The following is a 25,723-nucleotide window of genomic DNA, read 5'->3' as shown; positions in this document are numbered from 1 at the left end:
GATCATATGAAATTCATCTTTATCTTAGCACTTCTGTCGCTGTTGGTATTTGCGGTCGCGAGTATCATCAAGGAACGGAGGTTCACGAAGATCGTGCGCTACGCATCCTGCGGCGCCACGGTCGTATTCTCGCTGATCGCGGGGATCGCCGCGCCCTACCTGCGCGAGCTGGGCGTAGGGGTCGCGGTCGTAACGATCATCAGCTTCGCACTGTCCGAGCTGCTTACCGCTCGTTGTAAGAAAGACGGCGTAAAAGCGCTCGTCGGCTACATGGCGAAGGCGATGCTGGTCGTTCTGCTGATCGAAGCGGTCTGCTTCAACCTCAACAGCTACCACCTCTGGAAGGGCGGCTATGAGAAGAACGCCCCTGATCTGAATACGGCGACGATCACCGGGATGACTCCCTCGGGCAGCGGATATGTCAGCAACGGCGATTCCGCTACCATCGAATTCCCCGCTCTCGGTCAGAAGATCGGCGTCATCAAGCTCGACGTCGAAGGCTCCGCCTACAAGACCGACTACAGCATCGATTTTGCGGACGAGACCAACGCCTCGTACTACATGCGTCAGGGTCTGGTTCAAGGCTCGGTATTCAACAAGATCGAGGCGACCAAATACATCGTCTGTGACTTCTCGGGCAAGGTCAGCAAGCTGAAGATCAACCTCTCGGGTCTCGATAAGAACACCGTCACCCTGCGCTCCGTCAGCTTCAACGAGGACTATCCGACGCACTTCTCCATCTTAAGGTTCCTTCTGATCACGCTGGGCGTGATGTTTGTCTATCTCTTCAAGAGAAGCGTAAAATTCCGTACTCCCATCGGCAGTCAGCTGTACAATACCAAGGCGATCACAGCCGTATTGATCATCGCAGTCGTGCTGATCTCGATGGTGCTGTCCTCCGTCAATATCAACCTGAAAAGCGATTTTAACATGAACAGCGGCAACCAGATCACTCAGGAACTGGTCGACGCGTTTGAATCGGGACACGTAGAACTGAAAGATACGCCCAACGACGCGCTGCTGAACATGGAGAATCCTTATGACTGGTCGGCGCGTACCGAGCAGAATATCGACGCGAAGTGGGATCACGTCCTCTATAACGGCAAATACTACTCCTACTACGGCATCGGGCCAGTGATTCTGCTGTATCTCCCCTATCACCTAATCACCGGGCACTACTTCCCCTCGCTGGTCAGCGTGCTGATCTTCAACACGATCGCGCTGATCTTCCTCGGGATGACCTTCTTCAAGCTGATGAAGAAATTCTTCAAGGATATCCCGCTGTCGATGTACACAGCGGCACTCATCATGGTTTACGCGGCATGCGGCGTGTGGTACTGCACGGTGATGGCGAACTTCTACGAGATCGCCCAGAGCTCGGGCTTCTGCTTCACGGTACTGGGCGCTTACTTCCTCGTCGCGTCCAATGTGATCGGTGACGACAAGGAAGCAATCAGCCCGCTGAGAGCGGCGCTGTCGTCGCTGTTCCTCGCGATCGCCGTGACCTGCCGTCCGACCACGGCGATCTGGTGCGTCGTGGCGGTGATCTTCATCATCGTCGGCGTACTCAAACTCAAGAAGACTAAGAGCGAGAAAAAAGCCTATATCACCTATCTGCTGTGCGCCCTGCTGCCGTTCGCGATCATCGGCGGCGCCCAGATGCTCTATAATCACGCACGGTTCGGCTCATTCACCGATTTCGGTATCGCGTACTCGCTGACGATCAACGACTTCACCCATACCGAGTTCCACCCGCAGCTCGCGGCGATCGGCTTCTTCGATTATCTGCTCGCTCCGCCGTCGTTCCAAGGGGAATTCCCCTACGTCACCACCACGCTGTCGAAGCTCGGCGTCAACGGCTACTACTTCGTCGCAACAGACAACGGCTGCGGTCTGCTGTACCGTGCGCTGCCGATGTTCTTCCTCTTTGCTTCACCCTTCGCGCTGAAATACGTCGATAAAAGCAAACGTAAGACTGCTGCGATCCTGTTCTGCGCTGTGGCGATCATCGCGCCGTTCATCATCATCGCCTCGATCTGGGAGTCCGGCTACGGCGTACGCTACATGATGGACTTTGCGTGGGAGATGCTGACCTGCGCGCTGTTCGTGATGTTCCTGTTCTACCGTAACCTGCGCGGCAAGGATGCAAAGCGTATCTACGAGCATATCCTCCTGATCTCGATGTTTGCTTCTCTCTTCGTCAATATCTGCCTCGTCTACGCCTACTACTACCCCGGCAACTATGTCGGCGGCAGCGAAGCGGCTTTCGAGAGCTTCGGCAGAATGTTCTCCATGTTCAATACCTGATGTTGCAAATCACGAAAGCTTATGCTATACTATAACGCTGACGGAAGGTGTTATATATGAAAAAGAAGAAATTCAACTGGAAAGAGTGGCTGATCTCCCTCATCGTCACGCTGGCGATGCTGGGGCTGGTGATGGGCGCCGAGCTCTGGTACACCAACACCACCGGCATGCAGCTGGATCAGAAGTGGGTATGGATCGGCAACCTGATCGGCGGTATCATCATGCTGTTCCTCGTGCATCACTTTGTCAAAGCTCCGAGGGATGAAGATTGACCTAAAGATATGAAAAAGCGCTTCCCGCGTTAATGAACGGGAAGCGCTTATCTTTTTATAAAGTATGATGCAGGCTCCTAAACATATTTATTTCCAAGAGCTGTAGTATCCTCAAATAAATGAGGCTTATGCTTTGGCGGGCTGAGACAGCTTCGGGGCGTCGTCGCTCTCGGCGGTCTTGAACATCTGCTTATGCAGATAGATGACATACGCCACATAGACCAGCACATTGAACCACGCGAACCGCACACTGTCGATACCGTACGCGAAGAGGAAGTGGCTGTAGGTGCCGAAGGTGGTGAAATACATCAGCACCAGCATCGGGATGGTCTTGTAGTACCAGAACGCGAGGAAGATCGCGAGGATCTCATAGATAAAGCCGTAGCGTTCATGCATCGCGGGCAGAAACAGCACGCAGGTGTAGGAAATGATAAACGCCATCGAGAACGAGTTGCGCAGATTGAGCGGGATCTTCTTCTTGATCCACAGAACCATATACACACCCAGCACCGCTACGGTCAGCAGGGTCGCCGCGGTATGGAACTTCTGATAGAATTCATCCAGAGAAGCGTTCTGGAACAGCGTCCAGAAGGAGGGATAGTTCATCGTCATCTGCTGATAGGTCGTTGTCTGCTCAAAATAGATGGTGAACACCTCGAAAACGCCGCGCCCCATCACGATACCCGGAAGCGACAGCGCGATCATGGTCACGGGGATCGTCAGGAAATAGAGGATGGAGAAGCGCTTCTTGTACAGATAGCAGAACAGCAGGAACGGCAGGACGAAGATCGCCTGCAGCTTGAAGGTGATCGCCACACCAAACAGGATCATCGAGGGCAGATACTTGTCACGGTACATCTCATACACCGACAGCACGCAGAAGTAGGTGTAGATCACATCGCACTGCGCCCAGTAGGCGGAGTTGAGAAACACGATCGGAGAGAGCAGAACGGCGGCATACATCAACACGCCCTTGAGCTCGCGGTGAGATGTCTCGTGCTTCATGATGACATGCATACCGAACGCCGCTAACAGGAAATCGAAGATGACCGAGAACAGCTTGTAGGTATAAAGCGGCTTCATCGGCAGAACAGTGAACAAGGTGATGCAGAACTGGTATAGGATCCCGTAGTTGCCGACCGGCTGGGACAGGCTCTTGAAACCGCCTGCCTTGATGGTATCATACCACGGCAGCAGGTAGTAATAGGCGTCGCCCGAAACATTTTCGCGTAGCATAAACCGAATGATCAGCGCAAGCGCCGTCACCGCAAACATCGCGATCATCAACAGGTGCTGCTGGATGAAGCTGAGCACATTTTGCTCGAATTTACTGATCGCCGGCAGAGTAAACTTCTTTTGTTTTTTGTTATCCATCGTGATATCACTCTTCTTTTCATAAAATGATAGGTTATCAACGTTTTCTGACAGATTAATCATATCAAAAACCTCAGGCTGTGTCAACCGAAATTCACTGCTTGCCTGATTGGAATGCATTATCAGCGTTTTACTTTCTATAGGAACGAAATACGAATGCCGATTTGAAAGAATATAAAAAATTTTATTCTTAGCACTTTACAAATCCGAAAATATGTTGTATAATACTAAAGCGTTATGGGGGTATAGCTCAGTTGGTAGCCCGACAGGGTGGCTTACGCAACCCATAGATAATTTTTGTCGTCGACATCGTTTTACGATGCCTCCGACCCGCCATTCAATAATGGTGAGTCCGACATCTACAATTTCATACATTTGACACGGGGGTATAGCTCAGTTGGTAGAGCGCTTGGTTCGCATTCAAGAGGTCAGCGGTTCGAATCCGCTTATCTCCACCAGTGAAAAGAAAGAGTATCTTCATGATACTCTTTCTTTTCATATCATTAATTTCCGTCAAATCTTTTTTGGGAGAGATTACTATGACTTTTGTTGACGCGCTTAATAATATCAATGGATCTGTTGATGAAAGGATTCAGTTTACCTGTGATATCTATATAAAAAATATAATAGATATTATTCATAGAGAAGCCGAAATGGCTGCTCAGGTCAAAAGCAATCATATAAGAGGATATTTATCGAAAATAGGGACTGTATCTGTTTCAGAGCAAAACCTTGGATTTAATCTGCATTACGACAATGACCCTTTAGATTTTAGCAAAGTATTGTTTCTAACTGGAGGATTCGCGACATACGACCCTCTTATCTTAAGCAAAAAAGAGTTAGATAGCAGAGTGTTAAGTAAAGTAAATGATCAACTGATCAAAGATGGATTCATAATCATTGATTTACACAGTGAGTGTATAAAAATGCATGATAGTGTTCCAGTTCATGGTCTATTTAAAACAAAATATAAACACGTCCTTAACGGAAAAGAAGAAGTATATGTTTTTGTAGATTTGTATTGGTAAAATAGACGGAATATAAAAGTTACTCTTAAGTAAAACAATAGGTAATATTATTATCTCCGCCTGCTCGCAGTGAGCAGGCGGATTACTATTTTCTTATTACGCTGTGATCGGATAGCTTTCCTGCTCATCCATCCCGAGGAAGAACTGGCGGATATTCATATTCAGCTCGATGTTCAGGTCATAGTTGCGGTAAACGTCGATGCGTTTAATCATCGAATTGACGATCATCTTTTTCGCTTCTATGGACGCGCTGTCATACAGGCTCGACCATGAGATGATCTCATCGTACTGCGTATTCAGGTCTTTGATAAGGTTCTCCGAGGATTCCACCTCACGCTGCGCTTCATCACAGCGTTCCTTCAAGCTCTGCATCCTTGCTTCGGATTCCTCGACCAATCCGGCGAGCATTGTCTGAGAAAAGGCACTCTCTCCCTGAATGGACTTCACGACCTCTGAGCGGAGCTTATTCAGCTTATCAACCTCCTTGGCATATTCGGACTGATGGCGCTTGAGATTCGTCTTTCTGATCGTCAGCTCCTCTTCGTACCGTGAGCTGATAACGGCGCTCTTAGGAACGCCCTTGATACGCTCAAAGACCTCTTTCACGACGCTCTCGACGATACTGTCGAGCTTCTTTTGCATATAGATCGACTGACCGTCGCACACGGTAGCTTTCCTCGTCTTGCCGTAGCAGACATATCGGACGCGGGGTTTCTTAACAAGGGTTCCGTCCTTCTTCGTGTAATACTTGCAAGCGGTGGATAGGTGAAGCCTTGAGCCACAGTGACCGCAAAAGACGTTGCCCGACAACAGCGCATTGCCCTTCATGTTCATCGGCACACGCGGTTTGTTGTTCATGACCTTTGCCCTTTGGCTTGCGATCTCCTGCGCCCTGTCGAACTGTTCCTGCGAAATGATCTGCAATTCAGGGATGAAGGGCGAACGGCTGTCGCCGCTTCTGAGATACCCGGTATAGGTCGGATTGTGGATGACATTGCGGATGGTGTTGTACGACCATCGGTTCCCGGTAGGGTTGGGATAATCGCCGTCATTCAAGAGATTGGCGATCTTCTGCATACCGATACCTTCTTTGGTATATTTATCAAAGATCAATCGGACGATTGCGGCGTCGTTCTCACTGACTTTCAGATCATACAGCTCATGCTTGCGCTTGTTCAGACGACCGCTCTTGACCAGCATATAACCGAGAGCAGGTGAGCCGCCTTTGTAGTGTCCTTCCTCCACCATCTGACCGAGGCTGGTGCGTGTACGGATAGAGGTCTTTTCGCTTTCGCCGTCAGCCTGCCAAAATCGTATATAATTGAGCAGTTTGTCGATATGGTTATCAAAGCGCTGTTCACCCTCCTGTGTACTCCATACCTGAATGCCGTTTTTGACAAACCATTCGACAACGAACGGCGTTTCATCGGCGATACGTCCGATTCGGTCGAACATGAACACAAGGAGGATATCGAACTTCCCCTTGCGGGCAAGCTCTTTGATCGCCTGAATCTTGTCACGATTCTCGGCACGAATCTTGTGTCCCGAAACACCGTCCTCCTGTTCCTCATGAACGATCGTCCAACCCATCTTTTCCGCAAAGCGGTGACAGGCTTTGCGCTGCATCGGGATATCCGCTTCGTGATTGGTGTCATAGTCCACCTGCTTGTCTGTCGATACACGGTACAGGCAACATACACGATTCTTTTCCATTACGACGCCTCCTTGTCTGATGATGAAATTGTATCATCATTCGGGGGATCGGGACAAATGTGTGAAGTGTCGGAGCAAGTGAGCAGGATATCCCTGAGCTGAGTGAACAGCTCAGGGTTGGGATCCTTTGCAAAAGAGATGCTGATACGATGCCCACCGATCGAGCGGTATTGCTTCGTATGGTCATTCATATCAAGATCCTTCATCGTGCGTCACCTCCCCTGCTGCGGTTATGCTGGCGCTGATAATCTTTCGCTACAAGGTTTAGGATATATCGCTGGATATCTCCGACCGAATAGCTGTCCGGAAAATACTTGCGGAGATCATCGTACTTAAAGCTCACCTTTTCCTTTTGATTCGGCTTTTCCTCTGACATTACCGCCGCTAACCCCTCACGGGTCAGGGAGCAGTTATTGAAAGATTTGTGGAGACGGAACGCCTGTGAATAGGACGGTGTGCAATCCTCACGGTCGATGATCTCGTATAATTCCTGCTGTATCTCAGGAGGAAGGTAGGACAGCTCCACGCCGACGGAAAAAGCGATCTTGCCCTTGTCCATCAGGTCAAGCAGTTCGGGGATAAGGTTGGTTAAGCGGATGTAGCGCTGAACAGTTTTGTAACTCTCTCCTGACTCTGCACCGATGACCGCAGTAGTGCGGTTTTTGTCGAACTTCGGGACAATTTGTCCCGAAGTTAAATCAGTTCGTCTACCCTGCTGTTTGAGCGCCTCTGCTTTCATCTTATAAGCAAAGGCTTTCTCCGAGGGCAGGATATGCTCACGGTGGAGGTTGCTGTCCACCAGCATGATCGCCGCCTCGTCTCGGCTGACGGGACGAATAAAGGCAGGGACTTCACTAAGCCCTGCCTTCTGTGCCGCGCGGAAACGGCGGTATCCCGAGATGATCTCATATTGGTCTGTTGTTCCCTCTAAAGGACGGACGATCAGCGGCGACAGGATGCCGTGTTCCTGAACGCTCTCGATCAGGCTGTTCATCTCGTCATTATCGAGCACCTTATAGGGATGGTCTTTGAATGGGTGTAGTTTTGTTATTGATATATTTGTCATCGTTCGTAACTCCTTGTATGATATTTTTGTTTGGTATCCAACCCGTAGGCTTTGTTGATAGCCTGCGTTTCGATACGGATGTTTTCCTTGATCTTGGGATTGTCCTCAATGATGGTTTGGGCAATCCGCTTTTCTTTGCGCAGCTGTTTCAACAGCGTTGTGCAGTCATCTCGGCGGGACAGTAACTCCGTCCTCTTTTCGTCGTCATCACAACGCCGCAGTTTGTTGTAGAGTTTCTGCCGCACGGCTGTTACCTCTTTGATGGAAGAATCGGTTTCTTGTATAAAGCCGCTGACATCTTCTAAGGTGTTCAGCTTCTTATGGGATAGCAAGGTCACCTGAGCGGATATACGATCGAGGTGACGCCAAGCTTCTCTCATCTCAGGCGACAGCGGTTGTCTCTGGTGAAACTTCGGGAGTTTGCCTAATAGGTAACAGTAATGAAGATAAAGGGCGTATATCCCCGTATGCTTCTTTGTTCTCTTGAAATTGCCGCGGAATACAAATCGCCTCGGTTGGAAATACCGCATTTCTTTCTGCTCGGCATAGTATTCTCGATTGCGCTGCCATGCAGATCTATCAGACTTTTCATAGATACGCCGCTGAATTGCTTGATTACCGTATTCCTCGCCCAGCCGGATCATACGAACGCTCTTTTTGCTGTTAACGGAGCGGATCGTCCAGTAGGTGCGGTTTTCATTGAAGTTCACGATATAGCCCTGATCGAACAGAATGTTTTTGAACTCCTTAAAGCTCAATGCGTGATCAACAGCGTAGTCGATCGCCTGCCGCATGAGATTGAACTTGGTAGGCTCGCCGTTCTTCTCCGCAAAGTAAATGCTTCGTGGCGTTTTACCCTGCGGATTCTTGATGACCGTCAAATGGTGTTCGGCGCACAGCTGATCAGACAGTGCTCGGAACCGCCAGTACACGCCTTCGTTACAGTTGAACTTTTTGCCGTTCCACATATTGACGGCATTTACGACGAAATGATTGTGATCGGATAATAACCGCTGTGCCGTTTTGGCACAATCTGAATGGTACATCATTATTTTTGTGCCTGTTTGGCTCATTGATAAACTCACGGTTATTGTTCCTGACGCCATTCTGCTGTCACCAATTCTCATAACCGCGATATTGTGACGGCATAGTGCTGTCAATCGCAGAGCGGATCTGATCTCGATGCATAATCCTTTGCAGATCATCTTGGTGTTGACGCAGGGTATAAAACTCATAGTCAACATACGCAGCCAGCGCGTCACTCCGCGTGACTTTTTGCGGCATAATGGATGATTCGATCATAAGGCATCGCCTCCTTTCAAGTGATATTTGAATCGCTGTCCCTTAAAAAGTGGGGACAGTTATCAAATAACAGATACTTGAATATATAGAGGCGTTATGCTATACTTTTTTTCAGATCATATCAGGAGAAATATATGAAAAAGTATTTGATACCGCAAATCTCAGCTTTGAGCCTTTTATCCTCTGCCGTGAAGCAAAACGATGGGTGGAGGTTTTATTTCAACGCAACCGATCCGTCAAAGGAGTACCTTATCGCACTGTCCGAGCAAGAGGACTGCATGATGTTCTATCAGGCAATGGCGGTCTTGTACAGTTTGGAAGATACAACCTCACCATGTGACCGATTATCCGATGTGTTTGTCTATATTGATTTCTCGGGGATCTTCGACAGAAAGCCTGTTGGCAGGATCGCTGAGTTACAGAGGAAAGCAGAGTGTCTGTTCCGTCCCGAGGGAATCGAAATCGTTTTGGATGAAAGATATCCTGCACGTCGGTATATCGCCTTTGAACGTTCGGCAAGCATGAGTCGTCATAATGTACTGTCGTTTGTGCGTGAGGATGTGTATGAGCCTCTCCGAGAACGGATGATGCTTGGGATGAAGATCGAGAATTGTCAGTTATCTAAGCTGTATGCCTATAACGGCTTGATGTTCACAGGCGGTCGTCGGGAAGAAATACAGAATCTACTGCAAGAAAAAAGGATCGTCGTGATAGACAATCCGAAAAGTTTCGTAAAGGATGCTGATATTATTACAGTTGAGGACGATGGAACAGACAATCCGACGCGCAAATACAACCGTGTTGAAGCAAAGGCAGATGTAGAGGTGTTGGAATTTGACGGCGAAGGAATTATCTCTAAAGAGCTTTCATATATGCTGACAGAATCGGGACAGCACCATTCTTTTCAAATCCGTCTGCCGTATATCAAGGGCGTTGTTCACGAGGTCGATTTCAAAAAGCTGTTTTCCGAGTTGCGTGTTGAAGAGATAAAAGATATTTGGGGTAAAGCTCATGCCGTTGCCGACGTGGATATGATTCTCACCAAAAGTATGTTCAAGGGCTTTGGCTGGATGACGGAAAACGGTCTGACATGGGCAGAGTATTTGGAAAGATGCAGGAAATACAACTATGCTTTGTATATCTCCGGTATGGATAAAATAGAGCCGCAGGTAACAACAGAACTGAATTATCAGTTTCTGAATACACTTGCCTTGACGGATGAAGAATTCAGACCTTTGGACTTGCCGCTCGGATGGGACAAATCTCCGAATACCGATCCGCGCCACTGGCTGACGAAAACGACAGAAGCAGCGTATTATGATTACGTCGGCGAATATGGCAACATACAGAAACACTTTACCGATATTCTTGACGATGAAGATATTGGAATAACAGATAAGCGTAAACAGCGCGCGGAGATAATCGAACAAAATCCGCTGTTTATGGAAGAAGCGATATACGCAAAAGAGCTCTCCGACAAAGCGGAGAGCGTCAGACAAAGGTACGCTGTCGGACAGTTGTTGGTTGCAGGAGATAACCGTTATTTATCCGACGACTTGATGCGATTATTGGCGTACATTGTAGGGTGTGCCGAAGGAGAAAGCAAGGCGTATAGAAAACTGGAATCAGAATGCCTGACAGGGAATAAGATATACGCCCCGAAGCCTGCCTATGAGGTACAGGATCACTACACATTATTGAGGAGTCCGCATATTGCACGAAACGAGGAAGCGCTTGTTTGCCCGTTATCAAAGGTTGGTATATTGCGAAAGAAGTATCTTTCTCACCTTCGCTATGTGGTTATGGTGGATTCCAGATCATTGATCCCGGACCGTCTCGGCGGCGCGGACTATGACGGCGATATGGTGAAGACGATCGCCGATCCGTTGGTCAACAAATGTATCCGTAAAGGCTATGATGACACGGCGCCGTTACCTGTGCTGAAAATACCGTCGGCAGATCCAATCATTGCCGATGCGAATGATTGGCATAAAAGGATGGAAACGGTCAAAAGCACTTTTTCTTCTCGCGTCGGTCAAATCAGTAATGCCGCTTTACGGCGTGGCATTATCGCTTATGATGAGAACAGCCAAAGTGATGAAAGAGTGGCAAGCCGTCAGGACACCGAGGTGTTGGCGATCCTGACCGGCTTAGAGATCGACTCAGCCAAGAGCGGTGTTAAGCCCGATTTGTCCGAGTATCTGGAAGTGCGTAAAGCAAAGAAAAGCCTGTTCCTGCAATACAAGTCGATTGTCGGCGATAGCGCACAGCGGAAATGGTATCAGCCAACAACAGCGAAACGCGTAAAGGAATTCATCGGCAAAACCGACTGGGACAACGTCAGCTCCAATCTTGAAAAGCTGCCGTATTACGCCTATATGCTGGATAAAGAAACGCTAAAGCACAAAGCGAATCCGGCAACAGACGCGGAGCTATTCACTTTTGCTCAATCTCCGAACTGGCAAGATTCATTAGATCAACACGTTTTTGAGCGGACAAAAGCCATTATCGCTGCATATCATGAAGCGATGAAACGTAATCGCTTTATTCGTCACATTCCGAAAGAGCGGAAGCGCCAAACCGATATCGAAAGAATCCTGTTTGCAAGAGGTCAGGAAAACCTTTACTCCGTCGACGAGTTATACAGCGCTTTTGATAACATATCGCCTTTTGATATTCGCCGGTCAAGATTGAAACTATCCGAAACGGCTTGGCATTTAACGCCACATTCAGACAGAATGGTCGCAACCTATGAGATTATCTCGGGAATGATTGATTATGACTACCGTGAGCTGTTCTGTGATTTCCGTCACAGCGGGTACAGAATCCTCGGCGACATCATCTGTGACCTTGACGATATGTATCGTGCAAAGGAAATCGCCGATCACGTTAAGCATCAGGATGACGGCAAAGATTTGAGCGCCCTGCTCAGTAATACAAATCAAACGGGTGATTATCGTAAAACGGTTGTCAGTAACTGTATATATTTGATGACCTCGCATATTAAAGGCGCAGAAAAATTCGATTTGAACGAAGTGCTGAAATGCGCGGTCGCTCTCGGTGAGCGGCAATTCGCGTTGGAAGTCATGCCGATGACGGTATTTGAGAATTGCAGGAGGATAAAGCGATGACAAACGAATGGGTGGAATTCAAAGCATATACCGAGCAGCCGACTTATACCGCTTTCCGCAAAACCGATACTACCTATCTCGGTCGCTTTACCTTTGACATGATTACCGACTTCTCCGGCTTCGGTCGTATTTTGACCATAATCGCAAGGGGCTATCTGTTCCATGATAAAGACGGAGCTGTCCTTGACGGAAATCCATATGACAGGATCGACACTGCTCGAAACGCTCTATGCGCATGGTGCAGTGTTCCGGACAAAAAGAAAAGCTCCGAGCCGTCGGTGGACTTTCGTGAGCTGTCCGCCGACTTCCCGGAGCTGATAGATGAAAACGGTAAAGGTTGGTTTTACCGCCATATAAAAAGTGTTATTCGGTTTGTAAAAGCAAATCCCGATAAGGTCAGCAAATCCGCATACAAAAAGTGCGAGAATCTCTCTGTGGGTTTTACGTCACAGTGGAAAAAGAGGGTACGTCAGCTGCAAGTGCCGATCTTTGCTTTGAACACAAAAGGAGCGTGGACGCTCCGCTTTGACGACATCATCGCCGACGCCTTGGAAGCGGGCGCACTCAGAACGGAGGAATATCCGCTTCCTGAAACAGTAAATAAACAGCTTGAAACAACAGGTACCAATGGCGTACCGAAAGAGGTTATTGCTGAGATGATCCGCTATTACTTCGCCAATAAGCCCGATGACACCGATTGGGTCGTCTTACCTGTCGCTAACTTCGACGCCTATTACGGCAACAACAACCTAAGCAAAAAGTGGTTGGCGAAGATCACGAAATCATTGATACAAAGAGAGAATCGGCATGGGATTTGCAGGTATAAGGTCATTGCTTCTCAAGGTAAAATAGCTTTTGGACCGATTTTATAAATAATAATCAATCCGTACATTCGACGCCGGATTGCCTCCTGTATATAATAGAATCATCAAAGCAAAGGGGGCAAACATATGAAGAAGTACCATCTTTACCTCACCGCCGATGAGCGTCGAATTATCTTGCACAGTTTGATTGATATGAAAAACGAACTTATCAAAACCGGGCATTATACCGACGCGCTCGATGAGATTATCGTTCAACTCACAAAAGCAAAGATTAAACATGTGCGAGTAAAGGAGGTCTGACCATGAGTACAAAAATCACTTATACCAGACAGGGTGACTACTATTTGCCTGATCTTAAACTGCCTGAGCAAGAGCCTCGCGAGATCGGTATCTGGGGACAACGTCGCAGACGCTATCTCAAAGAACATCACAAAATCCTATACTATAACTTACTCACCCAATGCAAGCTGATCGATCATCTCGCTGATATCAATGAAGAAGCGCAGAATATGTATGACCGGCTCGTAAAACAGCTTGCAGAACAAGAAGGTGTTACCGAGAAGCTCAAAGGAGAAGATCCGTTAGAGTGGGTGGCAAAAATGAACAATATCAACTCACGCGCAAGTGAGATCGTTTTTGCTGAAATTATCTATACAGTTTAATCGAAGCGGCTGCTGCAATACTTTGATTGCAACAGCCGCTTTCCTTTTTATATGATAATGATATGCTTTTTCAGTTTTTCAGCATGCCGTCAAGCCGTGGTTCACGGTAACTGCAAGGAAGTGATGATACAGTGAAACATTTTATAAATATCTCTCTGCCTGAGAAAAACAGCTCCGAGTTTCTGCATGACAGTTACTCGGAGCTGTTTTTTTATTCTTCTTTTTCTCTGAAATTTTTATAACTCGATCCAAAATCTTCCATTGACTTGATGATCGGGCGCATACTCTCACCGAGGTCACTCAGGGCGTATTTCACTCTCGGAGGCACTTCGGGATAGACGGTGCGGGTAATGATACCGTCCTCCTCCATTGAGCGCAGGCTGTCGGTAAGCACCTTCTGGCTGATACCGTCGAGCGACTTTCTCAGCTCGTTGAATCGCCACGGTCTGACGAGCAGATTTCGCAGGATCAACAGCTTCCATTTACTTCCGATCAGACTGACGGTGGTTGCGACGGGACAGTCGGGTAATTCGGCTTTTGTTTTCATGGTGCGCCTCCTATATCTGAATTTGAATACAGTATAACAGAAAGAATGTGGTTTGTCGATAGGTTACAAAAAGGTGCCTATGTAATTAAAAAGTGCGTACTTGTTATGCCGGTGATCGCTCCTTATAATGGAATCAGAAACTATGAAAGGAGAACAGCTATGGCATTATCGAATATTGCTTCTTGGACAAAGGGCGGCACAGCTTCTGCTTGCGGTACCTCCGACAAGGCTTCTGCCTGCGGCACTTCCGACAAAGCATCTGCTTGCGGCACATCGGATAAAATGTCCGCTTGCGGTTCAGCCTGCGGCGCAGGTGACAAGTGATCTTGTCCGTAATGCCCTTCGATAATGATTCGGAGGGCGATTATGTAATCATCAGCAAATGCTGTTTATATATGCGAGGTAATCATGATGAAACCGTATTTTTCTTTTCAATGGCATATCACGGATGAATGTGACCAGCGGTGCAAGCACTGCTACATCTTCTCGGACGGCAAACACAACTGCCTGAAATCCATGACATGGGAGCAGATGCAGGACACCTTCTACAACTGCCTTGATTTTTGCGAGGTGTTCGGGCGCACGCCGTACTTTTATCTGACGGGCGGCGATCCGATTCTGCATTCTGACTTTTGGCGGCTGCTGGAGCTGTTTCACGATCACGACATTCAATTCACGATCCTCGGCAATCCGTTCCACCTCAACGACCAGGTGTGCAGGGAATTAAAGTGGTTCGGCTGTGAAAAGTATCAGCTCTCTCTCGACGGCTTGCGTGAAACGCACGATTGGTTCCGTAAGCCCGGCTCCTACGACTGCACGCTCGAAAAGGTAAAATGTATCAATAAAGCGGGTATCCGTTCGGTGATCATGACGACGGTTTCCAAAACCAATATGAGCGAGGTCACGGGAATTATCGATGCGGTGGTCGAAGCGGGCGCAAATGTTTTTGCCTTCTCCCGTTATGTGCCGAGCGGCGGCGACCTTGACGCGAGTATGACGGCGCAGGAGTACCGCAGCTTGCTTGCGGCCTGCGACAAGAAGTTCAAGGAGTATGATGCGGAAGGCTGTCAGACCTATTTCAATAAGAAAGACCACCTCTGGACGCTCTATGAATACGAAACAGGAGAGTTCACCATCCCCGATAACGCCGAAAAGAGTATGATGTACGGCGGATGCAACTGCGGCGCTTGTCACATCACGATACTGCCGACGGGCGATATCTACGCTTGCCGCAGAGTGGCGGAAAGCAAGGTCGGGAATGTGTTTGAGGATAGGCTCGCTGATGTGTGGCTGACTTCTATGGAGAGTTATCGGGAGTTTACCAAGTTCAGCAAGTGTTCAAGATGTAAACTGCTCGCATGGTGCAGAGGGTGTCCTGCCGTCGCAAAAGGCACAAACGGTGATTTCTACGCCGATGATCCGCAGTGCTGGGCAAGTGTAGAGAACGGACTGATTGAGGTGTGAGATGATGAAAGCAGTTGTATTGACGAAGCCGACAAAGGCGGAAGATATTGTTTTATCAGAAGTGGAAGTGCCGAAGGTCAAATCCGGCTGGGTGCTCGTGAAGATCAAGGCATTCGGACTGAATCACTCGGAACAGATTTTAAGAGAATTTGAAATAGAAAATGACTATATCAAAAAGCCGATCATCCCCGGTATCGAGTGCGTCGGAGAGATCGCCGACCCGTCCGACAGCGGATTTAATATCGGACAAAAGGTCGTCGCCCTGATGGGCGGCATGGGGCGGTCGTTCAACGGCAGTTACGCTGAGTACGCCTTATTGCCGACACACCATGTTTTTCCTGTGGAGAGCAAGCTGTCGTGGGCTGAGATGGGAGCGATCCCCGAAACCTATTTCACCGCTTGGGGGTCGCTGTTTCAATGCCTTCGGCCGAAGCCCGATAACAAACTCCTGATAAGAGGCGCGACCTGCGCTCTCGGCTATGTGGCGATCCAACTCGCCAAAGCACTCGGCTGTACCGTTATTGGTACAACGCATAAAGAGGATAAACTGCCGCTTTTAAAAGAAGCAGGCTGTGACGAGTGTATTCTTGATAACGGCACGATAAAGGGCAAGATCAGCGGCATTACTAAAGCACTGGAGCTTGTCGGGATCAAAACCCTCAGAGATACGATGTTTGCGCTCGAAGAGGGCGCGGTCGTCTGCAACACAGGCGTTCTCGGCAAGGTGTATGAGTGGAACGGCTTTGACCCGATCAAGGACATCCCCAACGGAGTGTACCTGACAGGCTTTTTCAGCAACTATCCGACGCAGAAGATGATAAAGGATTTTTTTTGCTTTATGGACGTGTATCATCTGAAACCGCTGATAGGCGCGACGTTTGATTTCGACCATATCCGGGAAGCGTGTATTGCTCTTGACAGAGGAAAGGTGAATGGTAAAATCGTAGTCGAAGTTCGAGAATGTGATACTGTGTCGCAGACTCTGACTGAATAGAAGATCCGATCCCTTTTTCATTAGTTCGTTATTCAACTCATAATCACGGTAAACATCAACACGTTTGATGATCGAATTGACGAACAACTATTTTGCCTCTGCCACGAGGCGCTGAACCGTTTACAGTCTGTTCAGCACATTCCGAAAGAAATGATAAAGGTTTCGGAGATTGCTCTGTCAAGCGGTTTTCTGATCTATCATACTTTTCCTTTTCGCGCGCATTCTTTGAGAAGTTCGGTCTCACTCCGTCCGACTGTTGCAAGAATCACTCTCCCCGGTACGAAAAGCATTGACAAAGATGACGCTGTAGGATAGAATGAATTGCATAAACATACACGCAACGAATTATTTACGAACAACGGAAAGGCTGAGCAATATGAAACAGATCGATATCGTCAACGGACCTCAAGGCGCTTCTCAGATCATCCTCGGATGTATGCGGATGCCGGCGCTGAATACAGATGACGCGGCGAACCTCATACGCACAGCCTATGAGCTGGGGATCAACTTCTTTGATCACGCCACCTGCTACGGCAGGGACGGCGAGGCGGAAACGCGCTTCGGAGACGCGTTTCCCAAAACAGGAATCCGCCGTGAGGACGTCTATATCCAGAGCAAGTGCGGCATCCTTTCCGAAAAGGGTGAGTTCAACTGGTCAAAGGAAACTATTCTTGAAAGCGTCAACGACAGCCTGCGCAGGTTGAAACTCGATTATCTTGACGCGCTGCTGCTGCACCGTCCCGACCTCTTGTATGAGCCGGAACAGATCGCTGAGGCGTTCGATGAATTGGAGAAGAGCGGCAAGGTGCGCTTTTTCGGTGTGAGCAACGTTCCGACGATGATGCTCGAGGTGTTGAGAAAATATATCCGTCAGCCGCTTGTGTTCAACCAGCTTCAATTCTCGCTGGATCAAAGTCAGCTCATCGATCAGACGCTTTATGTCAACAATCTTACGTCAGAGCGCTCGATCGACCGTGACAACGGCACGCTCGATTACTGCCGTCTGCACGACATCACCGTTCAGGCGTGGTCGCCGCTGCAGAAGGGCTTGTTCCAAGGATGTTTTGTCGATGATCCCGAGCTGCCCGAGCTGAACCGTGTTCTCAGTGAACTCGGCGAGCAGTACGGCGTATCCAAGACCGCGATCGCGATCGCTTGGATCCTGCGCCATCCCGCCAAGATCCAGACGATCGTCGGAACGATGAATACGCATCATCTGAGGGATATCTGCGAGGCGACAAAGGTCGACCTCACCCACAACGAATGGTATCGGCTGTATCTTGCTTCGGGCAAGTATCTGCCGTGAGGTATAACTTAATCTACATTATTTCAGGAGGTTATTGATGGAATTGAAATTTTACAAATGTAAACACTGCGGCAACATCATTGCTGTTGTCAAAGCGAGCGGAACGCCGATCTCCTGCTGCGGCGAAAAGATGACGGAGATCGTTCCGGGCACTGCTGACGCCGCCGTCGAAAAGCATGTGCCGGTCGTCGAGATCAAAGACGGAAAGGTGATCGTTACGGTCGGTGAGGTCGCTCACCCGATGGCTCCGGAGCATTATATCGAGTGGATCGCGATCAGCACCGATCAGGGCAATCAGCGCAAGATACTGGAGCCCGGCGACAAGCCGATGGCTTGCTTCGCGCTGTGCGACGGCGAAAAATTTGAGGCGGCATACGCCTACTGCAATCTCCACGGACTGTGGAAAAAGTGATCGGATCTGTTGCCGATATCTGAATGATGCCGCCGATCATAACAACGAAAATATATACGTTGTTCGGGTGATTATGCAAAAAAAAACTATTGACAATGGTTTTTTGTTATGCTATAGTATGAAATAATTTAACACATCAAACCGTTGAAGCGGAGATAACGGCGATGATGCCTGTACAGAGAACCCGCATTGCTGAGAGTCGGGTCAGAAACAAGTCGTCAAATGGACCGCTGAGGGCGCAGTCAAATGTGACTTTTGTCACAGAGTATGCTGCGACGTTGCAGGCAGACGTCATTTGCCGGGGATATGCTGGTATCCCGCTAAGCGCACAGGTCATGCTGTGAAATCAAGGTGGCACCGCGGATAAGCTGTTATTCGTCCTTGGCAGAAGTTAATTCTGCCGAGGACGTTTTTGTTTTTAAATTTTGTAAACGGAGGGTCAAATATGAAAATACTGCCGGACTATTCTCAGGTCAAGGAGATCGCGGCATCGGCTCGATACAATGTACTTCCGGTGAGCACGGAGATCCTGTCGGATTTCACCACACCCATCGAAGCCATGAGGATCCTGAAAAATGTTTCGACACATTGCTATATGCTGGAATCTGCTCAATCGAACGAAACATGGGGCCGGTATACCTTTCTCGGCTTTGAGCCAAAGATGGAGATCACCTGCATAGAAGGGGAAATGAAGCTCGGAAACCTCAAGGTCAAAACCGATGATCCTTCTGCATATCTGCGGCAGATCCTCAGCGAATACAAGAGTCCGCGTTTTGATTATCTGCCTCCCTTCACGGGCGGACTGGTCGGCTATTTTTCCTATGATTATCTCGCTTACAGCGAACCAAGCGTGAAACGTGACACGGAGGATACAGAGAACTTCAAGGACGTTGATCTGATGCTGTTCGACAAGGTGATCGCATTCGATCATCTGAAACAAAAGATCATCCTCATCGTCAATATGCCGCTTGATGACGTAGAGGTCGGCTACAACAAGGCAGTCATGGAGCTTTCCCAGCTCAGCGATCTTCTGAAAAACGGCGCTAAGAAGAGTGAACCCGCCGGAAGGCTGACAGGTGAGGTCACACCCCTGTTTGATCAAAAGAAGTTCTGCGCAATGGTGGAAAAAGCAAAGCACCATATCCGCGAGGGCGATATCTTCCAGATTGTGCTGTCAAATCGTTTATCCGCTCCGTTTGAAGGCAGCCTGTTCAATACCTACCGCGTGCTCAGAACCATCAATCCCTCGCCGTATATGTTCTACTTCTCCGGCACGGATGTAGAGGTCGCGGGCGCTTCACCGGAAACCTTGGTCAAGCTGGAGGACGGTGTGCTCCATACCTTTCCGCTCGCCGGCACCAGACCCAGAGGAAAAACAGAAGCGGAGGACAGGGCGCTGGAAGCGGAGCTGCTTTGTGATGAAAAGGAGCTTGCCGAGCACAATATGCTGGTCGATCTCGGACGCAACGACCTGGGGAAGATCAGCAAATTCGGCACCGTAGCAGTCGAAAAGCTACACTCCGTCGAACGGTTCTCACACGTCATGCACATCGGCTCAACGGTACGCGGCGAAATACGCGATGATAAGGATGCGCTGGACGCGATCGAAGCGGTACTGCCCGCGGGAACGCTGTCCGGAGCGCCGAAGATACGAGCCTGTCAGTTGATCGGAGAGTTGGAGAACAACAAGCGCGGCATCTACGGCGGCGCGATCGGCTACATCGATTTCACCGGCAATATGGACACCTGCATCGCCATCCGTATCGCCTATAAGAAGAACGGAAAGGTGTTTGTCCGCAGCGGCGCGGGGATCGTCGCCGACTCTGACCCCGAAAAGGAATATGAGGAGTGCCTGAACAAAGCGAAAGCCTCGCTCGCGGCGCTCCGGATCGGCCAGGAGGTGGAATAATGGTATTATTGATCGACAATTACGACAGCTTTTCCTACAACCTTTACCAGTATATCGGCGAGATCGATCCCGATATTAAGGTCATCCGCAATGATGAACTGACCGTCGAGGAGATTCGCGCGCTGGCGCCCGACCGTATCATCCTTTCTCCGGGACCGGGCAGACCGGAGGACGCCGGCAACATCATCGAGGTCGTCCGAAAGCTCGGCATAGAGATCCCGATCCTCGGCGTATGTCTCGGTCATCAGGCGATCTGTGCCGTGTACGGCGCGACGATCACCTATGCCAAGCAGCTCATGCACGGCAAGCAGAGCGAGGTGCATTTCGACGCCGCCTGTCCGCTGTTCAACCGCTGTCCCGAGAACTCCCTCGTTGCGCGTTACCATTCACTTGCCGCCGATCCCGACACCATGCCCGACTGTCTGCGCGTTACCGCGACGACAAAGGACGGCGAGGTCATGGCGGTACAGCACAAGATCTTTCCCGTTTACGGCGTCCAGTTCCACCCTGAATCCATTTTGACGCCGGACGGAAAAACCATATTGAAAAACTTTTTAGTCGGCTGATACAGCCGTAATCCAGATACAAAGGAAGGTTTATGATGATCAAAGAAGCTATCGAAAAAATAGTCAGTAAGGAGGATCTCACCTATGACGAGGCATATGCCGTCATGAACGAGATCATGAGCGGAGAAACATCAGCGACCCAAAACGCCGCTTTTTTGGCGGCACTGTCCACGAAGAGCGCCAGAGCGGAAACAACGGATGAGATCGCGGGCTGTGCCGCGGCGATGCGCGATCACGCTACCAAGGTCGATACCGGCATGGAACTCTTTGAGGTCGTCGGTACGGGCGGCGACAACGCCCACAGCTTCAACATCTCCACCACCACAGCTATCATCGCGGCGGCAGGCGGTATGAAGGTAGCGAAGCACGGCAACCGCGCCGCGTCTTCCCTTTGCGGTACGGCGGATTGTCTGGAGGCGCTCGGCGTGAATATCAACCAAAGCCCCGCAAGATGTGTCGAGTTGTTGAACGAGGTCGGTATGTGCTTCTTCTTCGCGCAAAAATATCATACCTCGATGAAATATGTCGGCGGGATCCGCAGGGAGCTGGGCTTCAGGACCGTCTTCAATATCCTCGGACCGCTCACCAATCCCGGCTCGCCGACCATGCAGCTCTTAGGCGTGTATGACGACTATCTGGTGGAACCGCTGGCACAGGTGCTCGTCAACCTCGGCATCCGCCGCGGTATGGTCGTGTACGGTCAGGAAAAGCTGGACGAGATCTCCTTGAGCGCACCGACCACGATCTGTGAGATCAAGGACGGCTGGTTCAAATCCTCGGTGATCACTCCCGAAAAGTTCGGCTTTGAGCGCTGTAAAAAGGAAGATCTGAGGGGCGGTACACCCGAAGAAAACGCGCAGATCACCCTCGCGATCCTGAACGGAGAAAAAGGACATAAACGCAACGCTGTACTGATGAACGCCGGCGCGGCGCTGTATATCGGCGGCAAAGCGGACAACATGAAGGACGGCATTGATCTTGCCGCTCAGATCATCGACTCCGGCAAGGCGCTCGCGACACTCGACAAGCTGATCGAGGTCAGCAACCGTCCCGAGGTGGAAGCATGACGATCCTCGACCGTCTCGCGGAACACGCGAAGGAACGGGTATGTGAAGCAAAAAAAGCGACGCCTTTATCCGCCATTCGGCGACAGGCGGAGAATCTGCCGAGGGGAACTTTCGCTTTTGAAACCGCGCTGAAAAATCCGGGGATCTCCTTTATCTGCGAATGCAAAAAGGCCTCTCCCTCCAAGGGCTTGATCGCGCCGGATTTTCCGTATGCGCGGATCGCGATGGATTATGAGGCGGCGGGCGCGGACTGCATCTCCGTGCTGACCGAGCCGAAGTGGTTTTTGGGCAGTGATGAATATCTCAGAGAGATCGCGAACACTGTTTCGATCCCCTGCCTGCGCAAGGATTTCACCGTTGACGAATACATGATCTATGAGGCGAAGCTCCTCGGCGCGTCCGCGGTGCTGCTGATCTGCTCCATCCTGAGCGAAACGCAGATCAAAGAATACATCGCTGTCTGTGACAAACTCGGACTGTCGGCGCTGGTAGAGGCACATGATGAGCAGGAGGTCAACGCGGCGATCCGCTCCGGCGCGCGGATCATCGGCGTCAACAACCGCAACCTGAAGGATTTTTCGGTTGATACCGATAACAGCGCAAGGCTCAGAGAGCTGATCCCGCAGGATATCCTTTTCGTCTCCGAAAGCGGCGTCAAAGATGCTGAGGACGTCAAGCGTCTGTGTGAGTTCGGGGCGGACGCGGTACTGATCGGCGAAGCGCTGATGAAAGCGCACGACAAAAAGACGAAGCTCGCGGAATTACGGAGTATGCTATGACAAAGATCAAGCTGTGCGGACTGTCACGTCCGTGCGATATCCTAACGGCAAATGAATTAAAGCCGGAATATATCGGCTTTGTGTTTGCACCGAAAAGCAAGCGGTATATCGATCCGCAAAAAGCGGCTCAGTTAAAAGAACTGCTGTCGTCCGATATCCGGGCGGTCGGCGTGTTTGTCGATGAAGCGCCCGATACGGTCGCCGCGCTTTTGAACAGCGGCGTCATTGATATCGCTCAGCTCCACGGCAGCGAGGATGAAGCCTATATACAAAGGTTAAGACAGCGTACCGATCAGCCGATCATCAAGGCGTTCCAGATCAAATCCCGTCATGATCTCGCCAAAGCGGAAGCCTGTACCGCCGATCATATCCTGCTGGATTCCGGCGCGGGAACAGGCAATGTATTCGATTGGTCGGTATTGCAGGACGTCAAAAGACCGTATTTTCTCGCGGGAGGGCTGTCCCCCGATAATGTCGGCGATGCGGTCAGGCTTTTACATCCATACGCGGTGGACGTCAGCTCAGGCATCGAAACGGACGGACGCAAAGACGAAGAAAAAGCGGCGGCATTTATCGCCGCCGTCAGAAAGGAAAAACAATCATGACAAATCCAAACGGACGCTTCGGCATCCACGGCGGTCAGTATATCCCCGAAACGCTGATGAACGCCGTGATCGAGCTGGAACAAGCGTACGATCACTATAAAAACGACCCCGAATTCAACAGAGAACTCGGAGAGCTGTTCAACGAATATGCCGGAAGACCGTCAAGGCTCTATTTTGCACAGAAGATGACGAACGACCTCGGCGGCGCGAAGATCTATCTCAAGCGCGAGGATCTGAACCACACCGGCGCGCATAAGATCAACAACGTTCTCGGACAGGCGCTCCTAGCCAAGAAGATGGGTAAGACACGCCTGATTGCCGAAACGGGAGCCGGTCAGCACGGCGTTGCCACCGCGACAGCCGCCGCCCTGATGGGGATGGAATGCGTAGTGTTCATGGGTGAAGAAGATACAATAAGACAGGCGCTGAACGTCTACCGTATGCGGCTTTTAGGCGCTCAGGTCATCCCTGTCAAAAGCGGCACCGCGACCCTCAAGGACGCGGTATCCGAAGCCATGCGCGAGTGGACGTCACGCATCAGCGACACCCACTACTGCCTCGGTTCCGTGATGGGGCCGCATCCGTTCCCGACCATCGTCCGCGATTTTCAGGCGGTCATCTCCAAGGAGATCAAGGAGCAAATGCTGCAAAAAGAAGGAAGACTGCCCGACGCCGTGATCGCGTGCGTCGGCGGCGGTTCCAACGCGATAGGTAGCTTTTATCACTTTATCGGTGATGAAACGGTTCGTTTGATCGGCTGTGAAGCGGCAGGCAGAGGCGTCGACACCTTTGAGACAGCCGCGACCATCGCTACCGGCAAGCTCGGTATCTTCCACGGCATGAAATCCTATTTCTGTCAGGATGAATACGGTCAGATCGCCCCCGTCTATTCAATCTCAGCCGGATTGGATTATCCCGGCGTAGGGCCCGAGCACGCTCATCTGCATGATATCGGCAGAGCGGAGTATGTGCCGATCACCGACGAAGAGGCGGTATGCGCCTTTGAATACCTCGCGAAAACAGAGGGGATCATCCCCGCGATCGAATCGGCGCACGCCGTCGCGCACGCGATAAAGCTCGCGCCGACGATGGATCGGGACAAGATCATCGTGATCACGATCTCCGGCAGAGGAGATAAGGACTGTGCCGCTATCGCGCGCTACAGAGGGGAGGATATCTATGAGTAATATCCGCAAAGCTTTTACAAGCGGAAAAGCCTTCATCGCCTTCATCACCTGCGGCGATCCCGATTTGGAAACGACTGCGGCAGTCGTGCGTTCCGCGGTGGAAAACGGCGCCGACCTAATCGAACTGGGTATCCCCTTCTCCGATCCTACCGCGGAAGGTCCCGTGATCCAGGGGGCGAATCTCAGAGCGCTTTCCGGCGGTGTCACGACCGACAAGGTCTTTTCACTCGTCAGAGATCTGCGCCGCGATGTCAGCGTGCCGATGGTGTTCATGACCTACTCGAACGTCGTGTTCTCCTACGGCGCCGAAAGATTCATCTCGACCTGTCACGAGATCGGGATCGACGGGCTGATCCTGCCTGATCTGCCGTTTGAAGAGAAGGATGAATTCCTCCCGATTTGTCGTCAATACGATGTTGATCTGATCTCTCTGATCGCGCCAACCTCCGAGAATCGTATCGCGATGATCGCCGAAGAAGCAGAGGGCTTCATCTATGTTGTGTCCAGCTTAGGCGTGACGGGTATGCGCAGTGAGATCAAAACCGATCTCGCGTCCATTATTAAGGTCATCCGGGAGAATACGGATGTTCCCTGCGCGATCGGGTTCGGCATTTCTACACCTGAACAAGCGAAGAAGATGGCGGATCTCTCCGACGGCGCGATCGTCGGCTCCGCGATCGTCAAGCTGCTCGAAAAGCACGGCAAAAACGCGTCCGAATACGTAGGAGCATATGTGAAATCCATGAAGGACGCGATCAGATAACGAACGTATTTTTATGTGCTGCGAGATAAAGATGAAATATTAGTCGAATATATCAGCGTCGGGCAAAGATGGTACAAACCACCTTTGCCCGACGCTTTTTATTATTTATCACTTCACTGTTTACACCGGATTTACTCTGACGCGCGCGTCAGGAGTCGATCGTCGAGATCGTCAGCGTGGTTTCCTCGAGTACATCAAGCAGAACGCGGACGGTATCGAGCGAGGTGAAGATGGTCACGCCGTTCTCAACAGCTGTCTGGCGGATCGCGGTGCCGTCCTCATAATGGACACCCGACATGATGGCTCTGGTATTGATAACGTAGCTGACGTAGCCTGCGCGGATCGCGTCGAGGATCTCGGTGCTGCCCTCGCTGATCTTGCCCAGCTTGCGGGTCTTGATACCGTGCTCACGCATGACCTTTGCGGTCAGGTCGGTCGCCTCGAT

General features: G+C 50.3%; 27 protein-coding genes and 1 tRNA gene. 20 read left to right on the top strand and 8 right to left on the bottom strand.

Features of this window, described 5'->3' with window-relative positions; genetic code table 11:
• Positions 1 to 6 precede the first annotated feature (6 nt).
• Both R2I50_RS02485 and R2I50_RS02480 read left to right on the top strand, forming a co-directional pair.
• Complete coding sequence (locus tag R2I50_RS02485; protein WP_316607518.1) at positions 7 to 2,307, top strand: hypothetical protein; 2,301 nt, start codon at positions 7 to 9, stop codon at positions 2,305 to 2,307.
• Between the two features lie 56 nt (positions 2,308 to 2,363).
• Complete coding sequence (locus tag R2I50_RS02480; protein WP_316607517.1) at positions 2,364 to 2,579, top strand: hypothetical protein; 216 nt, start codon at positions 2,364 to 2,366, stop codon at positions 2,577 to 2,579.
• A gap of 126 nt (positions 2,580 to 2,705) precedes the next feature.
• On the opposite strand, the gene R2I50_RS02475 is transcribed toward R2I50_RS02480, so the two are convergent.
• A complete protein-coding gene (locus tag R2I50_RS02475; protein WP_316607516.1) occupies positions 2,706 to 4,016 on the bottom strand; it encodes a glycosyltransferase 87 family protein in 1,311 nt (436 codons plus the stop codon).
• A gap of 319 nt (positions 4,017 to 4,335) precedes the next feature.
• Here R2I50_RS02475 and R2I50_RS02470 point away from each other — a divergent pair.
• Positions 4,336 to 4,411, top strand: a tRNA-Ala gene (locus tag R2I50_RS02470).
• A gap of 81 nt (positions 4,412 to 4,492) precedes the next feature.
• The gene (locus R2I50_RS02465; RefSeq protein WP_316607515.1) at positions 4,493 to 4,981 is read left to right on the top strand and encodes a hypothetical protein; all 489 of its coding nucleotides are present in this window, start codon (positions 4,493 to 4,495) and stop codon (positions 4,979 to 4,981) included.
• 96 nt (positions 4,982 to 5,077) lie between these two features.
• Here R2I50_RS02465 and R2I50_RS02460 read toward each other — a convergent pair whose 3' ends face one another.
• The 5 genes from R2I50_RS02460 to R2I50_RS02440 form a co-directional block, all read right to left on the bottom strand.
• The gene (locus tag R2I50_RS02460; protein ID WP_316607514.1) at positions 5,078 to 6,694 is read right to left on the bottom strand and encodes a recombinase family protein; all 1,617 of its coding nucleotides are present in this window, start codon (positions 6,692 to 6,694) and stop codon (positions 5,078 to 5,080) included.
• Entirely contained in the window at positions 6,694 to 6,900 is a 207-nt protein-coding gene (locus tag R2I50_RS02455; protein ID WP_316607513.1) for a hypothetical protein, read from the bottom strand. Before R2I50_RS02455 ends, R2I50_RS02460 begins: the two co-directional genes overlap by 1 nt.
• On the bottom strand, positions 6,897 to 7,760 hold the full coding sequence (locus R2I50_RS02450) for a ParB/RepB/Spo0J family partition protein (RefSeq protein WP_316607512.1): 864 nt from the start codon (positions 7,758 to 7,760) through the stop codon (positions 6,897 to 6,899). The genes R2I50_RS02455 and R2I50_RS02450 overlap by 4 nt, the downstream gene beginning before the upstream one ends.
• Positions 7,757 to 8,809: a relaxase/mobilization nuclease domain-containing protein gene (locus R2I50_RS02445; RefSeq protein WP_316607511.1), complete on the bottom strand. Its 1,053-nt coding sequence runs from the start codon at positions 8,807 to 8,809 to the stop codon at positions 7,757 to 7,759. The genes R2I50_RS02450 and R2I50_RS02445 overlap by 4 nt, the downstream gene beginning before the upstream one ends.
• 64 nt (positions 8,810 to 8,873) lie before the next feature.
• A complete protein-coding gene (locus R2I50_RS02440; RefSeq protein ID WP_316607510.1) occupies positions 8,874 to 9,062 on the bottom strand; it encodes a hypothetical protein in 189 nt (62 codons plus the stop codon).
• 134 nt (positions 9,063 to 9,196) lie between these two features.
• On the opposite strand from R2I50_RS02440, the gene R2I50_RS02435 reads away from it, so the two are divergent.
• The 4 genes from R2I50_RS02435 to R2I50_RS02420 all read left to right on the top strand — a co-directional run bounded on the left by R2I50_RS02435 (position 9,197) and on the right by R2I50_RS02420 (position 13,679).
• Positions 9,197 to 12,193 (top strand): hypothetical protein, encoded by a 2,997-nt coding sequence (locus R2I50_RS02435; protein WP_316607509.1) that lies wholly within the window; start codon positions 9,197 to 9,199, stop codon positions 12,191 to 12,193.
• On the top strand, positions 12,190 to 13,065 hold the full coding sequence (locus R2I50_RS02430; protein ID WP_316607508.1) for a hypothetical protein: 876 nt from the start codon (positions 12,190 to 12,192) through the stop codon (positions 13,063 to 13,065). Before R2I50_RS02435 ends, R2I50_RS02430 begins: the two co-directional genes overlap by 4 nt.
• A 78-nt stretch (positions 13,066 to 13,143) precedes the next feature.
• Positions 13,144 to 13,317 carry a hypothetical protein gene (locus R2I50_RS02425; protein WP_173564583.1) on the top strand — a complete coding sequence of 58 codons (174 nt, stop codon included), beginning with the start codon at positions 13,144 to 13,146 and terminating at the stop codon, positions 13,315 to 13,317.
• Between the two features lie 2 nt (positions 13,318 to 13,319).
• The gene (locus tag R2I50_RS02420) at positions 13,320 to 13,679 is read left to right on the top strand and encodes a TnpV protein (RefSeq protein WP_173564580.1); all 360 of its coding nucleotides are present in this window, start codon (positions 13,320 to 13,322) and stop codon (positions 13,677 to 13,679) included.
• 211 nt (positions 13,680 to 13,890) lie between these two features.
• Here the strand turns inward: R2I50_RS02420 and R2I50_RS02415 are convergent, their stop codons facing one another.
• Positions 13,891 to 14,226 carry a helix-turn-helix domain-containing protein gene (locus R2I50_RS02415; protein ID WP_173564578.1) on the bottom strand — a complete coding sequence of 112 codons (336 nt, stop codon included), beginning with the start codon at positions 14,224 to 14,226 and terminating at the stop codon, positions 13,891 to 13,893.
• A gap of 159 nt (positions 14,227 to 14,385) precedes the next feature.
• On the opposite strand from R2I50_RS02415, the gene acgA reads away from it, so the two are divergent.
• From acgA to trpA, 12 genes are all read left to right on the top strand, one after another.
• Positions 14,386 to 14,550 carry an ACGX-repeat peptide gene (gene acgA, locus R2I50_RS02410; RefSeq protein ID WP_173564576.1) on the top strand — a complete coding sequence of 55 codons (165 nt, stop codon included), beginning with the start codon at positions 14,386 to 14,388 and terminating at the stop codon, positions 14,548 to 14,550.
• A gap of 84 nt (positions 14,551 to 14,634) precedes the next feature.
• Complete coding sequence (acgM, locus tag R2I50_RS02405; protein WP_316607505.1) at positions 14,635 to 15,690, top strand: radical SAM/SPASM domain protein, ACGX system; 1,056 nt, start codon at positions 14,635 to 14,637, stop codon at positions 15,688 to 15,690.
• Between the two features lies 1 nt (position 15,691).
• A complete protein-coding gene (locus R2I50_RS02400; RefSeq protein ID WP_316607504.1) occupies positions 15,692 to 16,684 on the top strand; it encodes an alcohol dehydrogenase catalytic domain-containing protein in 993 nt (330 codons plus the stop codon).
• A 376-nt stretch (positions 16,685 to 17,060) separates the two neighbouring features.
• Complete coding sequence (locus tag R2I50_RS02395) at positions 17,061 to 17,990, top strand: aldo/keto reductase (RefSeq protein WP_316607503.1); 930 nt, start codon at positions 17,061 to 17,063, stop codon at positions 17,988 to 17,990.
• 37 nt (positions 17,991 to 18,027) lie between these two features.
• Positions 18,028 to 18,402 (top strand): desulfoferrodoxin family protein, encoded by a 375-nt coding sequence (locus R2I50_RS02390; RefSeq protein WP_399552819.1) that lies wholly within the window; start codon positions 18,028 to 18,030, stop codon positions 18,400 to 18,402.
• Between the two features lie 445 nt (positions 18,403 to 18,847).
• Positions 18,848 to 20,311: an anthranilate synthase component I gene (gene trpE / locus R2I50_RS02385; RefSeq protein WP_316607501.1), complete on the top strand. Its 1,464-nt coding sequence runs from the start codon at positions 18,848 to 18,850 to the stop codon at positions 20,309 to 20,311.
• Positions 20,311 to 20,877: an aminodeoxychorismate/anthranilate synthase component II gene (locus R2I50_RS02380; RefSeq protein WP_316607499.1), complete on the top strand. Its 567-nt coding sequence runs from the start codon at positions 20,311 to 20,313 to the stop codon at positions 20,875 to 20,877. The genes trpE and R2I50_RS02380 overlap by 1 nt, the downstream gene beginning before the upstream one ends.
• A gap of 35 nt (positions 20,878 to 20,912) precedes the next feature.
• Positions 20,913 to 21,944: an anthranilate phosphoribosyltransferase gene (gene trpD / locus R2I50_RS02375; protein WP_316607546.1), complete on the top strand. Its 1,032-nt coding sequence runs from the start codon at positions 20,913 to 20,915 to the stop codon at positions 21,942 to 21,944.
• A complete protein-coding gene (gene trpC, locus R2I50_RS02370; RefSeq protein WP_316607498.1) occupies positions 21,941 to 22,723 on the top strand; it encodes an indole-3-glycerol phosphate synthase TrpC in 783 nt (260 codons plus the stop codon). Before trpD ends, trpC begins: the two co-directional genes overlap by 4 nt.
• Positions 22,720 to 23,328 carry a phosphoribosylanthranilate isomerase gene (locus R2I50_RS02365; RefSeq protein ID WP_316607496.1) on the top strand — a complete coding sequence of 203 codons (609 nt, stop codon included), beginning with the start codon at positions 22,720 to 22,722 and terminating at the stop codon, positions 23,326 to 23,328. The genes trpC and R2I50_RS02365 overlap by 4 nt, the downstream gene beginning before the upstream one ends.
• On the top strand, positions 23,325 to 24,515 hold the full coding sequence (gene trpB, locus R2I50_RS02360; protein WP_186833299.1) for a tryptophan synthase subunit beta: 1,191 nt from the start codon (positions 23,325 to 23,327) through the stop codon (positions 24,513 to 24,515). The genes R2I50_RS02365 and trpB overlap by 4 nt, the downstream gene beginning before the upstream one ends.
• Positions 24,508 to 25,278 carry a tryptophan synthase subunit alpha gene (gene trpA, locus R2I50_RS02355; RefSeq protein ID WP_186833298.1) on the top strand — a complete coding sequence of 257 codons (771 nt, stop codon included), beginning with the start codon at positions 24,508 to 24,510 and terminating at the stop codon, positions 25,276 to 25,278. Before trpB ends, trpA begins: the two co-directional genes overlap by 8 nt.
• A 148-nt stretch (positions 25,279 to 25,426) precedes the next feature.
• Here trpA and R2I50_RS02350 read toward each other — a convergent pair.
• Positions 25,427 to 25,723 (bottom strand): hypothetical protein (locus tag R2I50_RS02350; protein ID WP_316607494.1); only part of this gene is annotated, 297 nt, incomplete at its 5' end.

The sequence above is a fragment of the uncultured Ruminococcus sp. genome (assembly GCA_902785355.1).
GTDB lineage: Bacteria > Bacillota > Clostridia > Oscillospirales > Acutalibacteraceae > Ruminococcoides.
This window is presented reverse-complemented; position numbering and strand designations above follow the sequence as displayed.

Coding starts and splice junctions, on each gene's coding strand:
- R2I50_RS02485 (WP_316607518.1), top strand. CDS start 7: ATGAAATTCATCTTTATCTTAGCACTTCTGTCGCTGTTGGTATTTGCG.
- R2I50_RS02480 (WP_316607517.1), top strand. CDS start 2,364: ATGAAAAAGAAGAAATTCAACTGGAAAGAGTGGCTGATCTCCCTCATC.
- R2I50_RS02475 (WP_316607516.1), bottom strand. CDS start 4,016: ATGATTAATCTGTCAGAAAACGTTGATAACCTATCATTTTATGAAAAG.
- R2I50_RS02465 (WP_316607515.1), top strand. CDS start 4,493: ATGACTTTTGTTGACGCGCTTAATAATATCAATGGATCTGTTGATGAA.
- R2I50_RS02460 (WP_316607514.1), bottom strand. CDS start 6,694: ATGGAAAAGAATCGTGTATGTTGCCTGTACCGTGTATCGACAGACAAG.
- R2I50_RS02455 (WP_316607513.1), bottom strand. CDS start 6,900: ATGAAGGATCTTGATATGAATGACCATACGAAGCAATACCGCTCGATC.
- R2I50_RS02450 (WP_316607512.1), bottom strand. CDS start 7,760: ATGACAAATATATCAATAACAAAACTACACCCATTCAAAGACCATCCC.
- R2I50_RS02445 (WP_316607511.1), bottom strand. CDS start 8,809: ATGATGTACCATTCAGATTGTGCCAAAACGGCACAGCGGTTATTATCC.
- R2I50_RS02440 (WP_316607510.1), bottom strand. CDS start 9,062: ATGATCGAATCATCCATTATGCCGCAAAAAGTCACGCGGAGTGACGCG.
- R2I50_RS02435 (WP_316607509.1), top strand. CDS start 9,197: ATGAAAAAGTATTTGATACCGCAAATCTCAGCTTTGAGCCTTTTATCC.
- R2I50_RS02430 (WP_316607508.1), top strand. CDS start 12,190: ATGACAAACGAATGGGTGGAATTCAAAGCATATACCGAGCAGCCGACT.
- R2I50_RS02425 (WP_173564583.1), top strand. CDS start 13,144: ATGAAGAAGTACCATCTTTACCTCACCGCCGATGAGCGTCGAATTATC.
- R2I50_RS02420 (WP_173564580.1), top strand. CDS start 13,320: ATGAGTACAAAAATCACTTATACCAGACAGGGTGACTACTATTTGCCT.
- R2I50_RS02415 (WP_173564578.1), bottom strand. CDS start 14,226: ATGAAAACAAAAGCCGAATTACCCGACTGTCCCGTCGCAACCACCGTC.
- acgA (WP_173564576.1), top strand. CDS start 14,386: ATGGCATTATCGAATATTGCTTCTTGGACAAAGGGCGGCACAGCTTCT.
- acgM (WP_316607505.1), top strand. CDS start 14,635: ATGATGAAACCGTATTTTTCTTTTCAATGGCATATCACGGATGAATGT.
- R2I50_RS02400 (WP_316607504.1), top strand. CDS start 15,692: ATGATGAAAGCAGTTGTATTGACGAAGCCGACAAAGGCGGAAGATATT.
- R2I50_RS02395 (WP_316607503.1), top strand. CDS start 17,061: ATGAAACAGATCGATATCGTCAACGGACCTCAAGGCGCTTCTCAGATC.
- R2I50_RS02390 (WP_399552819.1), top strand. CDS start 18,028: ATGGAATTGAAATTTTACAAATGTAAACACTGCGGCAACATCATTGCT.
- trpE (WP_316607501.1), top strand. CDS start 18,848: ATGAAAATACTGCCGGACTATTCTCAGGTCAAGGAGATCGCGGCATCG.
- R2I50_RS02380 (WP_316607499.1), top strand. CDS start 20,311: ATGGTATTATTGATCGACAATTACGACAGCTTTTCCTACAACCTTTAC.
- trpD (WP_316607546.1), top strand. CDS start 20,913: ATGATCAAAGAAGCTATCGAAAAAATAGTCAGTAAGGAGGATCTCACC.
- trpC (WP_316607498.1), top strand. CDS start 21,941: ATGACGATCCTCGACCGTCTCGCGGAACACGCGAAGGAACGGGTATGT.
- R2I50_RS02365 (WP_316607496.1), top strand. CDS start 22,720: ATGACAAAGATCAAGCTGTGCGGACTGTCACGTCCGTGCGATATCCTA.
- trpB (WP_186833299.1), top strand. CDS start 23,325: ATGACAAATCCAAACGGACGCTTCGGCATCCACGGCGGTCAGTATATC.
- trpA (WP_186833298.1), top strand. CDS start 24,508: ATGAGTAATATCCGCAAAGCTTTTACAAGCGGAAAAGCCTTCATCGCC.